24 protein-coding genes are annotated in these 13,772 nt (G+C 69.3%); all 24 read left to right on the forward strand.

The window, feature by feature from the left end; translation table 11 throughout:
• Nucleotides 1–134: 134 nt before the first annotated feature.
• The 24 genes from ACFQS9_RS21760 to ACFQS9_RS21875 all read left to right on the forward strand — a co-directional run bounded on the left by ACFQS9_RS21760 (nt 135) and on the right by ACFQS9_RS21875 (nt 13,502).
• Nucleotides 135–317, forward strand: coding sequence for a hypothetical protein (locus ACFQS9_RS21760; protein WP_378408554.1), 183 nt, complete (start codon nt 135–137; stop codon nt 315–317).
• Nucleotides 314–823: a hypothetical protein gene (locus tag ACFQS9_RS21765; protein ID WP_378408556.1), complete on the forward strand. Its 510-nt coding sequence runs from the start codon at nt 314–316 to the stop codon at nt 821–823. Before ACFQS9_RS21760 ends, ACFQS9_RS21765 begins: the two co-directional genes overlap by 4 nt.
• On the forward strand, nt 820–1,179 hold the full coding sequence (locus ACFQS9_RS21770) for a hypothetical protein (protein ID WP_378408558.1): 360 nt from the start codon (nt 820–822) through the stop codon (nt 1,177–1,179). The genes ACFQS9_RS21765 and ACFQS9_RS21770 overlap by 4 nt, the downstream gene beginning before the upstream one ends.
• Nucleotides 1,176–1,958, forward strand: coding sequence for a hypothetical protein (locus ACFQS9_RS21775; protein WP_378408560.1), 783 nt, complete (start codon nt 1,176–1,178; stop codon nt 1,956–1,958). The genes ACFQS9_RS21770 and ACFQS9_RS21775 overlap by 4 nt, the downstream gene beginning before the upstream one ends.
• Nucleotides 1,959–2,359: 401 nt before the next feature.
• Entirely contained in the window at nt 2,360–2,551 is a 192-nt protein-coding gene (locus ACFQS9_RS21780; protein ID WP_378408562.1) for a hypothetical protein, read from the forward strand.
• Nucleotides 2,548–2,724 (forward strand): hypothetical protein, encoded by a 177-nt coding sequence (locus tag ACFQS9_RS21785; protein WP_378408564.1) that lies wholly within the window; start codon nt 2,548–2,550, stop codon nt 2,722–2,724. Before ACFQS9_RS21780 ends, ACFQS9_RS21785 begins: the two co-directional genes overlap by 4 nt.
• Nucleotides 2,725–2,783: 59 nt before the next feature.
• Nucleotides 2,784–3,005, forward strand: coding sequence for a hypothetical protein (locus ACFQS9_RS21790; RefSeq protein WP_378408566.1), 222 nt, complete (start codon nt 2,784–2,786; stop codon nt 3,003–3,005).
• Nucleotides 2,953–3,582 carry a terminase large subunit domain-containing protein gene (locus tag ACFQS9_RS21795; RefSeq protein ID WP_378408568.1) on the forward strand — a complete coding sequence of 210 codons (630 nt, stop codon included), beginning with the start codon at nt 2,953–2,955 and terminating at the stop codon, nt 3,580–3,582. Before ACFQS9_RS21790 ends, ACFQS9_RS21795 begins: the two co-directional genes overlap by 53 nt.
• The gene (locus ACFQS9_RS21800) at nt 3,579–3,947 is read left to right on the forward strand and encodes a hypothetical protein (RefSeq protein WP_378408570.1); all 369 of its coding nucleotides are present in this window, start codon (nt 3,579–3,581) and stop codon (nt 3,945–3,947) included. Before ACFQS9_RS21795 ends, ACFQS9_RS21800 begins: the two co-directional genes overlap by 4 nt.
• A 113-nt stretch (nt 3,948–4,060) precedes the next feature.
• Nucleotides 4,061–4,387 (forward strand): BAR domain-containing protein, encoded by a 327-nt coding sequence (locus tag ACFQS9_RS21805; protein WP_378408572.1) that lies wholly within the window; start codon nt 4,061–4,063, stop codon nt 4,385–4,387.
• The gene (locus ACFQS9_RS21810) at nt 4,368–5,891 is read left to right on the forward strand and encodes a hypothetical protein (RefSeq protein ID WP_378408574.1); all 1,524 of its coding nucleotides are present in this window, start codon (nt 4,368–4,370) and stop codon (nt 5,889–5,891) included. The genes ACFQS9_RS21805 and ACFQS9_RS21810 overlap by 20 nt, the downstream gene beginning before the upstream one ends.
• Before the next feature lie 15 nt (nt 5,892–5,906).
• Nucleotides 5,907–7,181: a phage portal protein family protein gene (locus ACFQS9_RS21815; protein ID WP_378408575.1), complete on the forward strand. Its 1,275-nt coding sequence runs from the start codon at nt 5,907–5,909 to the stop codon at nt 7,179–7,181.
• On the forward strand, nt 7,178–7,444 hold the full coding sequence (locus tag ACFQS9_RS21820; protein WP_378408577.1) for a hypothetical protein: 267 nt from the start codon (nt 7,178–7,180) through the stop codon (nt 7,442–7,444). Before ACFQS9_RS21815 ends, ACFQS9_RS21820 begins: the two co-directional genes overlap by 4 nt.
• A complete protein-coding gene (locus ACFQS9_RS21825) occupies nt 7,437–8,882 on the forward strand; it encodes a phage protease (RefSeq protein ID WP_378408579.1) in 1,446 nt (481 codons plus the stop codon). Before ACFQS9_RS21820 ends, ACFQS9_RS21825 begins: the two co-directional genes overlap by 8 nt.
• Nucleotides 8,882–9,319 (forward strand): hypothetical protein, encoded by a 438-nt coding sequence (locus ACFQS9_RS21830; RefSeq protein ID WP_378408581.1) that lies wholly within the window; start codon nt 8,882–8,884, stop codon nt 9,317–9,319. The genes ACFQS9_RS21825 and ACFQS9_RS21830 overlap by 1 nt, the downstream gene beginning before the upstream one ends.
• A gap of 22 nt (nt 9,320–9,341) precedes the next feature.
• Complete coding sequence (locus ACFQS9_RS21835) at nt 9,342–10,277, forward strand: phage major capsid protein (protein WP_378408583.1); 936 nt, start codon at nt 9,342–9,344, stop codon at nt 10,275–10,277.
• Nucleotides 10,274–10,756 carry a hypothetical protein gene (locus tag ACFQS9_RS21840; RefSeq protein WP_378408585.1) on the forward strand — a complete coding sequence of 161 codons (483 nt, stop codon included), beginning with the start codon at nt 10,274–10,276 and terminating at the stop codon, nt 10,754–10,756. The genes ACFQS9_RS21835 and ACFQS9_RS21840 overlap by 4 nt, the downstream gene beginning before the upstream one ends.
• Nucleotides 10,757–10,770: 14 nt before the next feature.
• The gene (locus ACFQS9_RS21845) at nt 10,771–11,142 is read left to right on the forward strand and encodes a hypothetical protein (RefSeq protein ID WP_378408587.1); all 372 of its coding nucleotides are present in this window, start codon (nt 10,771–10,773) and stop codon (nt 11,140–11,142) included.
• The gene (locus ACFQS9_RS21850) at nt 11,143–11,484 is read left to right on the forward strand and encodes a hypothetical protein (RefSeq protein ID WP_378408589.1); all 342 of its coding nucleotides are present in this window, start codon (nt 11,143–11,145) and stop codon (nt 11,482–11,484) included.
• Nucleotides 11,484–11,753: a hypothetical protein gene (locus ACFQS9_RS21855; RefSeq protein WP_378408591.1), complete on the forward strand. Its 270-nt coding sequence runs from the start codon at nt 11,484–11,486 to the stop codon at nt 11,751–11,753. The genes ACFQS9_RS21850 and ACFQS9_RS21855 overlap by 1 nt, the downstream gene beginning before the upstream one ends.
• 4 nt (nt 11,754–11,757) lie before the next feature.
• Nucleotides 11,758–12,012: a hypothetical protein gene (locus tag ACFQS9_RS21860; RefSeq protein WP_378408593.1), complete on the forward strand. Its 255-nt coding sequence runs from the start codon at nt 11,758–11,760 to the stop codon at nt 12,010–12,012.
• Nucleotides 12,009–12,389: a hypothetical protein gene (locus ACFQS9_RS21865; RefSeq protein WP_378408595.1), complete on the forward strand. Its 381-nt coding sequence runs from the start codon at nt 12,009–12,011 to the stop codon at nt 12,387–12,389. Before ACFQS9_RS21860 ends, ACFQS9_RS21865 begins: the two co-directional genes overlap by 4 nt.
• Nucleotides 12,390–12,475: 86 nt before the next feature.
• Nucleotides 12,476–13,042 (forward strand): phage tail tube protein, encoded by a 567-nt coding sequence (locus ACFQS9_RS21870; RefSeq protein ID WP_378408597.1) that lies wholly within the window; start codon nt 12,476–12,478, stop codon nt 13,040–13,042.
• Between the two features lie 106 nt (nt 13,043–13,148).
• Nucleotides 13,149–13,502, forward strand: a complete 354-nt coding sequence (locus tag ACFQS9_RS21875; protein ID WP_378408599.1) for a hypothetical protein — start codon at nt 13,149–13,151, stop codon at nt 13,500–13,502.
• Nucleotides 13,503–13,772: the final 270 nt, after the last annotated feature.

The raw sequence follows: 13,772 nt of genomic DNA on the forward strand, positions 1-13,772 counted from the left end.
CAGGTGATGTTCGACGGCAAGCCGTGGGGTCGCCCGTACCGCACCCGACGCGGTGCGCGGTCGCTGGCTGCCTGGATCAACAGGATCCCTGACGACTCCGAGATGCCCACCGCTATCGCCGAGGTAGTGCGTCGATGACCGCCGCGCATCGGAACCGGGCTGGATTCATGGCCGCGATCCTCGTCCTCTGCGTTGTGCTCGCGGCCGACCCCGCCATCCCCAACGTGATCGCCCTGCCGCCGGCCCTCGCCGTCGGCGGTAGGGCGGTCGTCCACGCCATCGCCATGGCCCCGTTTCCCCGAAGGAGGACCCGATGACCGAACCCACGCCCCGGCCCGCCGATTGGGCCATGATCGGTCACCTCGACGGCACTGGTGAAGCTGTCTTCGCCGCGCCGGTCGGCACGCCGCCACCCTTTGCGCCGACCGCGCCCTACACCGACGGCCCCGTCCCGACGAAGGGCGACCGAGTCGCCGCGATCGGCCTCGACGGCACCCGGTACGACGGCATCGTCACCAACGTCGAGGAACACGGCGAACTCGGAACGTTCATCTCGACGGAAGATCCGCCATGGATTCGGACGATCCCAAACGGCCCGCCGATCCCGATCACCGAGTTCACACTCGGCCGGTACCACAGGGGGCGCGAGGTCGTCGAGATCCTGCGCAACCACACCTGGCCTCGACTGTGGGCGCCGGTCGACGATCCGATGGCCGACGCCGAGCCCGAAACGCCTCAACAGCGCGCCCTTCCGCGCCCCAGCCACACCCCGCCGATGTGGGCACACAACCCCACCCGCAGCCGCCGCAGGAGGAACCGATGACCAACGACGAGCCCCCGCGCATCACCGCGCACCGTTGGCTCCCCGGGGAGCCGATCCCGTACGACGCGATGCGCGCCATCCTGGGCCTGCCCGACGTCCACGCCGAAGTCCAGCGAATGCGCGCCGACCTCGGGATCCGCCGAGCAATCGCATTCGTGGCGGACACGCGCAACGCGATGGGCGTGCCCGTCTACAAGCACCCGACGATCTGCGGGGCGTGCGGAGCCACGATCGTGGACTGGGCCATGCACGAAGCGTTCCACCGCAACCTCGCCGATGCGTTCAAGGACCGAGACAAGGCTTTCAACAAGCTCGTTCGTTCGCTCGACGCCCGAATCGCAAGGAGGGACCGATGATCACCGACACCGATCACTTCTACCTCGACCGCTCCACCCGGAGCCTGCTCTCGACCCGCCTCGGCGAGATCCGGGACTGGCTCGTCGACGAACTCGACAACGCCATCACGCGTCAGACCGCGTTCGGCAGCGGCCAGGCCATCCGGCACGGCCAGAACGACGACCCGGCCGACGTGTTCGACCTCAACGCATCTGACGTCGCCCACGACCTGCTCGGCACCCTCCGCACCTGGACCAACCACGTATGCACCCGGCGTCACCTCGCATGGCCCGGCGACGGCCGCGCCCAACACTTCGCGGGCTGGCTCGACCGGCACCTCATCGACCTCGCCCTCACCGAGCAGGCCCAGACCGCGACCGACCAGATCACCGACGTGTGGAAACGCGCGAAGGCCGCGATCGACACCCCCGGCGGCCGAGAGTTCGCCGGGCCCTGCCAGAGCCCCGCACAGCCCGCCGTCCTGTGCTCCGGCGTCTACGTGCGCCGCGGCACCGACACCTACACCTGCCGGGCCTGCGGCATCGACTGCGACATCCCCACCATGAAGTCCGCCCTGCACGACGACATACTCGAATACAGCTACACCGCACGCCAACTCGCCGACGCCCTCACCCGCGAGGTCGGAGACACCGTGCCGTACGAGCGAGTGCGGAACTGGGTCCGCCGCGGCAAGCTCGAAGCCATCGACGCCGACGATGACGGCACTGAGCGCTACAGCCTCGCCGCCGCGCTCACCCTCTACAACGCCACGCCCACCAAGGCCACCCGCACGGCCTGACCAGACCAGGGTGCTAGGCTGACGCCGGCAGGCGCGAGAGTTGTAACCACGGCTCCGCGCCTTTCGGCATTCCTGCCCACCATCCACCCCACGCCCTGCGCTGAGCCGCCTAGCACCCCGGACACCCGGGTGCGGAGCCTCGCGCACCGCGAGGGGCGCCCCAGGCCGCTCGTCACAGCGCCGGGGCGGCCCGGCCACCCTTCCCCCGCGCCGATCATCCAAGCCGGCGCGCTGGTGGCCGGGCACACCAACCTCCGCGCGTTCAACGTCACCGCCCGGGCGTCCACGACAGCGCCCCCGGATCGGAGCGAAGCCGCACCACCACCCACACCCCCGGTGCCCGTTTCTCGCCGGGCGGTGCAGCTGCGCGCGGACCCCAACCACACAGACGGGAGAGCCCCATGGATCTCGACCCGATCACCCACCTCGCGAAACTGTCGACCGCCGTCACCGCGCGCGTCCTACGGCAGATCGCCGACGCCCTCGACGCCCAGGCCGACACCACGCCGCCCGCGCCCGTCGTCGTGCACATCGCCCACGTCACCGTCAACGAAGCACAGCCCCAACGGAAGCTGTTCGGGAGGAACACATGATCAAGCATCCCCGCACCCCCGCCGACCGACGCGAGTACCGCTTCACCTCCGCCGAGGCGAAGGAACCGAACGCCGTGCAGCGCCTGCACCGCCGCGGTTGGCCGATCCCCGCCATCGCCGAGCAGCTCCGCCTCACCGTCGCCACCGTGCGCCACCAGCTCGCGTTGCCCTGACCTTCCGAGGAGGCTGCCATGCCGACACTCGCCGACCGCCTGCACCACAGGCGTGCCCGATGATGGCCGACCTCGACGAGCTCGAACTTCTCCGCGGCCAATGCGCCGAACGCCGCCGCGCCTGCGACTTCCCCGCAGTCATCGCGCTGACCCGGCAGATCGACATCGTCATCCGCCGCATCGCCGAGGAGCGAACGCGAGCCCGGCGCAACCGAACAGGAGCCGACCATGACCGCACTCGAATGGATGCCCTGGCAGCTCGACGCCATCGCACAGTCTGAATCCGCACCCGAGTTCGCGATCTCCGCGCCCCGCCAGGCAGGCAAGTCCGCTGTTGGTCTAGAGGTTGCACGCCGCGCCGCTGCCCGCGGCGAGAACATCGTCTACTTCACCGCCAGTTCCGCCCTCGCCCTCAACGCACTCGACCGCATAACGGCCGCGCAGCGGGCGCTCGACCCCAGCCTCATCCGGCGGATTACCCGGAGCTCCGTGGTCCGCAGCATCACCATCGGCGCCGGAACCATCGACTTCTGCAGCTACCGATCCACCCGGCAGCCCGCCCGCGGCCGAGACCGCATCATCTGCGACGACCACACCGGGCAACCCCTCGGCTATGAGCGCCTCATCACCAGCGGACCACTGCTCCGTCTCGGCGTCCAACTCGAACCCGGAACTCCCGGCACACCAATGCTGCGGTTCGGCATGGACGAAGGCGACGACCCATACGCCGAGGACACGCTCCGCAAGGCGAACCCCGGCATCGGGACCACCACCACCATCGACCGACTTCGGTGCACCGCCGCGTCAGCGACGCTCGACGCCTGGAAGGCCGAGATCCTCAACGCGCCCTTGCCATGACCCGCACCACCACCGAACGCGGGCTCGGCTGGGCACACCAACAGCAACGCGATCGCCTGCTCCGCGCCCACCACGACGGCACGCCCTGCTGGTGGTGCGACCGGCCGATGTACCGCGATCGAACACTGAACTTCGACCACGACCCGACGGGCAAGGATCCGAACTCGGGCGCCCTGGCCGCTGACCACTCGCACGCACGAACCCACGGCGGCACCAAGGCCGACCGAATGCTGCACGGCAGGTGCAACAAGGAGCGCGGAGACGGATCGAGAGACCACCTACGCCCCGCGGTCACAGGACAGCCCATCGAGGACGCCAAGACCACGCACGAGGCCCTCGGGACCCGCGCAATGCCCTGGCCATGACCCACCCCCGATATTCCTGAGGGGGTGGGGGTCCCTGACTCCATTCCGGTAGTCAGGAGTTTTTTTACAGGGGGCCGAAAACGGTACGTGCAATCGCGGGGAGGTGGGCCTCCGTGAGTGACGAATTCGGCGCCGCCGGCACACGACTGCATGACGATCTGGCTGACGACGGTGATTCGTTCGCGGTCGGCGTGCTGATCGTCGAGGCCTGCCGGATCGCGGATCGCCTCGCCAAGCTCGATCGTGTCCTCTCTGGCGATGATGACCTCTGGCTGCGGCTGACGAAGGGGCGCGACAGCGTGCTCGAGGTCCGGGTCGACTCGCCGCTGCAGGAGGCCCGCCAGCAAGCGGGCGTGCTGCGGCAGCTGATTGCAGAGATCCGTCGGCAGAAGGGTCTCGGCGAAGCGGAGCAAGGCCCCGATGGTCTCGACGATCTGTGACGATTTCCCGACGCTGACCGGGCGGCAGGAGCCCCACAACCTGTCGGTGTTCGCCGGCGACGTGACACACGCGAAGAAGGCCGTCGAGCTGGGACGGCGGGCCGGGTCGATCGCGATGCCATGGCAGACCGATGCCCAGCACGCGATCCTGTCGACGACGCCGTCAGGGCGCTGGACACACCCGACGTGCTGCCTGATCGTGCCGCGACAGAACGGCAAGTCCGAGATCCTGATTCAGCGCTGCCTGTACGGACTGTTCAAGCTCGGCGAGACGATCATCTACACGGCGCAACGGTGGAAGACCGCCCGCGACGCGTGGAAACGGATGATGGCCCTGATCAAGGGCCGGCCGTGGTTGAAGAAGCGCGTCGTCAAGTCGAACTGCTCGCAGGGTGAGGGCATCATCGAACTCGCGTCCGGCGCGGTGATCTCGTTCGGCACCCGCTCGAACGACACCGGCCGCGGCCTGACGGACGTCGACCTGATCGTCTACGACGAGGCGTACAACCTCACCGACGGTGAAGTGTCCGCGATGGCGTTCGTGCAGATGGCCGCGAAGAACCCACAGCGGATCTACGCGTCGAGCGCGGTGAATCAGGACCAACACTCGAACGGCGAGGTCCTCGCCTCGGTGCGCGAGCGTGGTCTCGCGCAGGAACCGAATCTGTACTTCGCTGAGTTCTTGGCGCCCGAAGGGATGTCACGCGACGACGAGGAGACCTGGCGCTACGCCAACCCCTCATACGGGGTGATCCAGACCGCCGAGAAGATCCTCGACATCATGGTGAACCTGTCAACCCCGGCAGGCCGCAAGGGATTCGACGTCGAGGCGCTCGGCCGTGGCGACTGGCCGGTCATCAAGACCAAGGTCGAGCTGTACTCGGTGATCAAACAAGACCACTGGGAAGGGACGACCGACACCGCGCCGCAGCTCATCGGACCGATCGGGATCGGCATCGACCGCACCATGGACCGGAAGTGGTGGATCGTCGCCGCCGCGCAACGCACGACCGCCGGCCGGATTCACGTCGAGATCGGCTATTACCGCTCGGCATCGCAATCCGAGTTCCTCGACTACACCGTCGATCTCGTGACGCTGTGGGATCCGTGCGCGTTGGCCATCAACAAGAAGTCCCCGGCCAACGTGCTCGAGGCGCCGCTGATCGACGCGCTGATCGAGCCCGCCATGACGTCGGCTCCGCAGATGGTCACCGCGTGCGGCGACTTCCTCGACGCCACCGTCGACGGATCGCTCAGCCACACCGGGCAGCCCATCCTGACCGAGGCGGTGGCCGGCGCGGTGAAACGGACACTGCCGGCCGGTGACTGGGCGTGGAGCGTTCACGACAACCTCGCGGCGCTCATCGCCGCGACGCTCGCAAGGTGGGCGCTGGTCACCTTCGGCGCGGCCGCGATCACCACACCGGCGGCGGCGCCGGTGGCGGGCACCCGCGACCAACAGGACTACGACGACAGTTTCGACGCGCTGACTGCCGCGTTCTAGAGACAGGGGTGAGCAATGGCCGACACCAATCACGCTGCACCCACCGCGGAGATCGGCTACGTCAACGGCAGCGCTGACGGCTGGCTGCAGTGGGACGACGACGAGCGGGTGCCCGAACTGCAATGGCCGCAGTCGGTGCACACCTATTCGCGGATGCTCAAGGAGGACGGCCGGGTCTCGTCTGTCATCCAGGCGATCGGCCTACCGATCCGGCGCACCGCGTGGCGCATCGACCCGAACGGGGCCCGCGACGAGGTCACCGCCTTCGTCGCCGACAACCTCGGTCTGCCGATCGCCTCGGCTGAGCCTGCGGGGCGGCCGCGGTCGAAGGGCCGGTTCTCGTGGGGCCAGCACCTGCAGACGGCTCTGCTGATGCTGCCGTACGGGCACAGCTTCTTCGAGCAGCGCTATCGCGTCGTCGGCGAGGGCCGTGCGGCGAGATTCCACCTGCACAAGCTGGCGCCGCGGCCGCAGAAGACGATCGCCAAGATCGCCGTTGCGCTCGACGGCGGGCTCGAGTCGATCACGCAGAACCCACCCGCGCGGACCGGGACTGTTGTCACCGGCGCCAAGGAGCGAGAGATTGCGGTCTCACGGCTCGTGGCGTACGTCCGGGATCCCGAGCCGGGCGTGTGGACCGGGAGCTCGCTGCTCCGTCCGGCCTACAAGCACTGGCTGCTCAAGGACGAGATGATGCGGATCCAGGCCGCCACCGCTCGGCGGAACGGCATGGGCATCCCGGTCGGCACCGCGGCGAACGAGGGCGATCAGGTCGAGGTCGATCGGATGCAGAAACTCGCGTCGGGCCTGCGCGGCGGCATGGCCTCGGGCGTTGGACTGGCCAAGGGGCAGGAGCTCGCATTGCTCGGCGTGCAGGGAAACCTGCCCGACATGCAGCAGTCGATCGAGTACCACGACAAGCAGATCGCACTCGCAGGCCTCGCCCACTTCCTGAACCTCGACCGCGGCGGAAGCTACTCCCTCGCCTCCGTGCTCAACGACACGTTCGTGCAGTCCGTGCAGACATTCGCCGAGTCGATCGGCGACATCGCGAACGCGCACATCGTCGAGGACCTCGTCGACATCAACTTCGGACCGGACGAGCCAGCGCCACGAATCGTGTTCGACGAGATCGGATCTCGCCAAGATGCGACCGCCGCCGCGCTCGTGATGCTGAGGCAGGCGGGCCTGCTCGACGACGACGACATCGTGAAGATCGCCGTGCGCCAGAGCCTCGGCATTCCCGCCGCGCGCACCGACACGACCACCGCAGAGGAGGGAGCTGCATGAGCACCACCGACAGCCGAAACATCGCACGAGGCACGGCCGAGTACGACGAGGTGACCCGGATCCTCGGCCGCCGGTGCCGGTGGGTCGCGGACGAAAGCGTGCGGCAGATCGACGGACGTTGGCTCAAGGCCACGTGTTTCGTCCCGGACGCGAACGGCGATCACGCCCTCACCGCGTCGGGCGACGAGCTCGTCACCGCGCGGAAGCGGATCCGCATCCCCCGCGACAGCTTCATGCGAGGACGGAGGCCCCGGCATGGCTGACCCACCCGTCACCGTCCCCGCGGCGCCGCCGCTCTCGCACCTGCCGAATGTCGAGCTGATGCACGCCGGAACGTGGTCGGCGAGCACCGGCGTGCACACCTTCACCGCCGACGACTTCGCGTACGCGGTCGCCGCGCTGGACTGTCCCGCGGTGCGCCGGCCGATCATCAAGCTCGGCCACACCGACCCGCGTTTCGATGGCGAGCCCGCGGTCGGCTGGATCGACAACCTCGCGACCGTCAGCGAAGGCCGCGCCCTCAAGGGCGACCTCGTAGGGATGCCGGGCTGGCTCGCCACGCCGGACGCGAACGGGCACACCGTGATCGCGTCAGCGTTCCCGGACCGGTCGATCGAGGGCCGCTGGAACAGCACGTGCGCGCTCGGCCACGTCCATCCGTTCGTCCTGACCGGCCTCGCGCTGCTCGGCGTGGAGCATCCCGCGATCGGAACTCTCGAGTCCCTGCAGGACGTCGGCGCCATGTACGGCGTCGTCGCCGCCAGTAGCGAGCACAGCGGCGTCGCTGTCTCCGTCCAGATGAAGGGGTCAGCAATGCCCAATCCGAACCCGACAACCGTCGCGGCCGGCGTCACCACCGAGGACGTCCGCCGCGCCTACTACGACGAAGCGCCCTGGTCGGTGTGGATCGAGGAGATGCAGCTCGAACCGCTCGAGCTGATCGTGCTCGACGACTCGACCGGCCAGCGCTCGCGCGTTCCGATCACCGTCTCAGGCGACGGCACCGACGGCGTCACGTTCGGTGACGCGGTCCCGGTCGTCGTTCGGTACGAGGACATCACCGCCGATCCCGCCGACGACGCGGCGGTCGCCGCGTCTGCCGGCCGCACCCTTCGGTACGCCAGCCGTACCGAGTCCCGCCTCGGCGTTGCGCCGACGGCATCCACCACAACCCGAGTCGCTGCGGCGGCCGGGACACCCGAAGGAGGTTCTGCCGTGGAATTCACCGATGAGCAGATCACCGCCCTCCGCGAGGCTCTCGGTCTCGCAGAGGACGCCGACGCCGCCGCGATCGTGACGGCCGTCGAGGAGCTCGCCACCGCGCCGGCCGCCGCCAGCGAGGGCACCGCGGCCGCCGCGTCCCGGCTGCCCGACGGCGTCGTCGTGATCGAGCGCGACGTGCTCGCCTCGCTCGAAACCCGTGCCTCCCGTGGCGATGCCGCGGCCGCACGGCAGGAGCGCGACGACCTCGAGCGCATCGTCGACACGGCGCTGTCTCAGGGGAAGATCACCCCGGCCCGCCGCGACCACTGGCTGACGCTGATGTCGGCCGATCGCGAGGGCACCACCGCCCTACTCGAGGGCCTGCCGGCCGAGCTGGCTGTGCCGCTCGCCGAGGTCGGCCACGGCCAGGGTGATGACGTTTCCGCCTCCGCGGCCGCCATCCGCGAGTCCGCCGTCTACCAGAACTGGAGCCTGTAATGAGCGCCATCCCCCAGGTCACCAAGGCCGGCCCGAAGTCGTTCACCCCCGCCGAGCTGATCCTCGGCGGCCAGCTGGTCGAGGCCCGCGCCGCAGGCCGGATCGGCGTCGCCGCCGCCGGAAGCACGAAGGTGCTCGGCGTCGCGCTGACCGACGCGCAGAACCCCGACACATTCACCGGTGAGCCGGTGATCGTCAACGGCCGCCCGGTCCTCAACGCCGCCGTGCTTCCCAGCGTTGTCGCTGTCGCGTACGGCGGGATCGAGACGCCCGTCGTCTACGCCGCGGCCGCGGTGTTCGGCGACCGTCTGGTCGCCGCGGCGGGCGGCAAGGTCACGCCCGCCGCCGCCACCCCCGACGCTCGCACGATCGTCGGAATCTGCACCGCCCCGGCCGGAGTTGCGGCCAACGCCACCGGTCTCATGCGGACCGCCTGAGCTCACCCCGAAAGGACAACAGATGACTACCAGCGTGCTGAGCGTCAGTGACGGCCCCGCGATCACCGTGTCGCAGCTCGTCGGCAATCCGATGATGATTCCGACGAAGGTCATGGACCTGCTCAAGAACAAGTTCATTTCCGAGGCGCTGCTGCGCGATGCCGGATCCAACAGCAACGGCCTCGTCTCGTACAGCGAGTCGACCCCGCTGTACCTCGGCAGTGATGTCGAGGACGTCGCCGAGTTCGCCGAGATCCCCGTCGGCGCCGGCCAGGTCGGCACCCCGCGGATCGCGGTCGCGACGAAGAAGGGCCTCGGCGTCCGCGTCTCCCGAGAGATGAAGGACGAGAACCGGGTCGACGATGTGAACCGTCAGATCACGCAGCTGACGAACACGATGGTCCGGGCGGACGAGCGGGCGCTGCGCGCCCTGCTGCTCAACCCGGCCATCCCGTCCATCGCTGCATCGGCGGCGTGGGACACCGCGTCCGGCAAGCCGCGCCGGGACATCGCCAACGCGATGGAGGTCGTCGCGTCCGCCTCGCGCACCGGCAACGAGGACGACGATGAGACGTTCGGGTTCGAGCCCGACACCATCGCCCTGCCGTCGTCGATCGCGCCGGTGCTCATGGACAACGACGACTTCCTGAAGGTGTACACCGATTCGCTCGCGCCCGAGTCGATCGCGTACACCGGCCGTCTGCCGAAGGACGTTCTCGGCATGGCCGCGCTCGCCTCCCGGGCGTGGGACAAGTCCCGCGTGCTGGTCGTCCAGCGCGGTGTCGCCGGGTTCTACAGCGACACCCGGCGCCTCGAGTCCACCGGGCTCTACGCGGAGGGCAACGGCCCGAACGGCGGCCCGACCGAGTCGTGGCGCTCGGACACCACCCGCAAGCGCGCGATGGGGCTCGACGAGCCGCTCGCCGCGTGCTGGATCACCGGGGTGACCACGCCGTGACCGCACAGCAAGCGCACGCCGGCGAGTACCTGCTCGTCGCGCTGCGATGGGATCAGATCACCTCGAAGCCCGGTCAGCCCACGGACTTCCGTCGGTTCCGCCGCGGTGACGTTGTCGAGCTCACCGCGGCCGAGGCGCAGCGGCTGCTCAAGGCGGGCGCCGTCCGGCACATCGCGCAGCCCGAGCTCGACGAGATCGTCGTCGACCCCGGCGACGAGGGTGCCGACAGTCAGGGCGGCGGCGGCGTTGACGAGGGCGACGACCGACAGGGCGGCAACCCGGCGGTCGGTGTCGAGGCCACCGGCGGCGACACCCCGCCCCCGGCGGCCGCCTCTCAGGTGGCGCGTCCGGCCAACGTCGCACCGAAGCAGGTGTGGGTCGACTACGCCGTCGCCAACGGCATCGACCGCGCCGCGGCCGAGGACATGACGAAGGCCGAGATCGACGCGGAAGTCACCTCCCGCATCGGTCAGGCCTGACGGGAAGGGGCGTCATGGCACACGCGGACCACTCCGAAGTCGCTGGACAGTGGCGCCCCCTCTCGCCCGTCGAGCAGACCCGCGCGACCGCGCTGCTCGAGATGGCCGAGATCCTGATCCGCCGGAACGTTCCGGCGGATCAGGTGGCCAGCGCCGAAGGGCAGAAGGTCGCCAAACAGGTGTCGATCGAGATGGTGATCGACGCGCTCGCTCCCGGGATCAACCGCGGAAAGTCGTCGTACGCGACGACGGTCGGCGGCATCGCTGACTCGGCGACACTGCTCAACCCCGCCGCGACGATCGTGTTCTCGGAGGCGCAGCGCGCGCTGTTCGGCATCGCGACGCGGGCCGAGCCGCGCTGGTACTTCGGCGACGGGGAGGCCTGAATGTTCAGCGACACGATCGTGATCCTGCGGGCACCGACCATCACCGACCGCTACAACAGCACCGTCGCTGACTGGGCGAACGCGGCCGAGATCGAGGTTCCGTTCCTCGTCTCGGTGCAGCCGGCCGGGTCCACCGAGGGCGGCGCCCGACCGGTCACCGTCACCACGAACTGGCGGATCTTCACCCCCGCCGGAACAGATCTCGACCTGCAGTCGACCGACCGCGTGAAGTGGGCCGGCCGCGACCTCGAGGTCGTCGGCGAGATCGCGCGGTGGCCGCACCCGATCATCCCGGGCGCGGTGCACCACGTCGAGGTCGAGGTGCAGAAGGTGTCGAGCTGATGGCCCGGCTACCGAAGGGCGTGTTCGAGCAGGTCATGGCGAACCGCCGCGTGCAGCAGCAGCTGCGCACGGTCGCCAACCGCAAGGCCGCGGCCGCGCGCCGGATCACCGAGGACGAGGGCGGATCCGCCGAGATCACCGTGCACTCCGGGGTGCGACCGAAGGGCCGCGCCTACACCAACATCCAATCCAGCAGCGGCGCCGAGGAATACGGCACCGAGCAGACACCGCGGCGCCGCGCTCTCGGCCGGGCCGTGCGAGAGGGGTAGACCCATGCGCAAGATCACCTACGCGAACATGCGGGATTCGAGCCTGAACGACACCACCGCGAGCCTTCCGGACGAGGAGGCCGCGCGCCTCGTGCAGTCCGGGCAGGCCCGGTACACGACCGCCGAGGCCACCGCGCCGCAGACGACCACGACCGCGACCGCCGAGCTGACGCCCACGCCCGACGGCACGGCCGAAGCGGCCGAGCCGACCGCCGACGAGGCCCCGGCCAGCGGACGCGGGCGCGGCTCCCGGTCATGACGTACCGCGACGTCGAGGCGATGCTGTGCGCGCACCTACCGGTCGCGCTCGGTGTCAGCACCGTCGTCGAGCTCCCGCCGCGGTTCGATGAGTCGCTGCCGATCATCCTGATTCAGCGGCTGTCCACCCCGGCCACGAACCGGCCGTTCAACGGCCTGCCGCTCACCGACTCGGCCGACCTCGACATCGAGCTGTACGAAACTTCGATCGAGCGGATCCGCGACCTCGCCGCGCTGGTGCGCGACGAGCTGCTCGGCTGGCAGCCCGGCGGCGTCAGCGTCTCCGAGAAGGCCGCGTTCGCCAAGCGGCCCGACTACAACCCGAACGTTCGCAAGTTCGGGGGCGTGTACACGGCTCTCGTGACGCGCACCGGCTAGGCCCACCACACCTCCCATCACCGAGCGCACCCCGCCCGCACCGCGGCGCCGGGGCGCCTCCGCATGCCCACGAAAGGGGCACCGTAATGACGAATTACGACAACGCACTCGTGCGCCTGGGCGTGACCGGCGCCCTCCGCGTCGCACCGTTCGGCAGCACCGCACCCACCGGCATGGCCGCGTACGCGACGCCGTGGGTGGACCTCGGCTACATCAGCGACGAGGGCATCACCGAGAACCGCGAGACCGACACGACCCCGTTCACACCGTGGCAGGCCAACGGCCCGGTCCGGGTCGCCACCACGAGCGAGATCATCACGTTCGAGACGGTCCTGTGGGCGACCAGCTTCGACACCATCAGCCTCTACTTCAAGACGCTGAGGGAAGACATGACCGAGACCGCCGGGGTGGTCGAGTTCGTCGACGGCGACATCAAGCCCCAGGACCGCCGCGCGTTCGGCGTCGACGTCATCGACGGCGTGTACGCGCGCCGCGCGCTCGTCCCGAACGGTGAGGTCACCGAGCGTCAGGGCCTGACCTACAAGAAGGACGAGCTGATCGGGATGGGCGTCACCATCACCGCCTACCCGGGCGCCGAGGGCTGGTCGGTCAAGCGGTTCTTCAAGGAGGGCTGGGCCCTCCCGACCCCGTAACCGGGGTCTCACAAACGGCGACGGCGCGGGCGGCTCTGGTGGGTCTACGCCCGCGCCGTCGCCTTTCCAGTACCCACCGCAGGCCCACCAGATTGGTTGCACACTCATGGCTCTCGACATCGACCTCGACGCGATCCTCGCCAAGCGCGAGGAGGTCACCGGATCCAAGGACCGGTTCACATTCACCTTCGCCGGCCAGACCTGGTCTGCGATCGACCCGATCGTCGCCGACGACGACTGGAAGGACGAGCTCGCCGAATGCGAGAGCGACCCCGACGTCGCCGAGCACTACCTCGGCACCGAGCAGTACGAGCAGTTCCTCGCCGCGGGCGGCCGCGCCGGGTACCTCGTGCTCGCCGTCCGCCAGTTCATGGAGGAGGCGACCGCTGAGACGGACGCGGGCCCTACACGGTCCTCTCGGTCCTCGGCTCGGCGCCAGAAGCGATCGAAGCGGCGCTAATCGCCGAATACCACAAGGACTACGTCGCGGAGTTCTGGCGCCGCAAGATCACGCTGCGCCAGCTCCGCGTCCTAGTCGAACACCTACCGCCCGGCAGCGCACTGCACCGCGCCCAGAACGAAGGCCACCAGTGGACCAACGTCGAGGCGCTGCTGTGGTCGATCGCCCACAAGCTCGACTGGCTCGACCAACGCATCGTGTGGTCGCGGCGCAGCAAGCCGAAATGGCCGAAGTGGCGGGTATTCCCGTGGACACGAGACGCCGTGAAGA

The sequence above is a fragment of the Rhodococcus daqingensis genome (assembly GCF_042665615.1).
Classification (GTDB): domain Bacteria; phylum Actinomycetota; class Actinomycetes; order Mycobacteriales; family Mycobacteriaceae; genus Rhodococcus_G; species Rhodococcus_G daqingensis.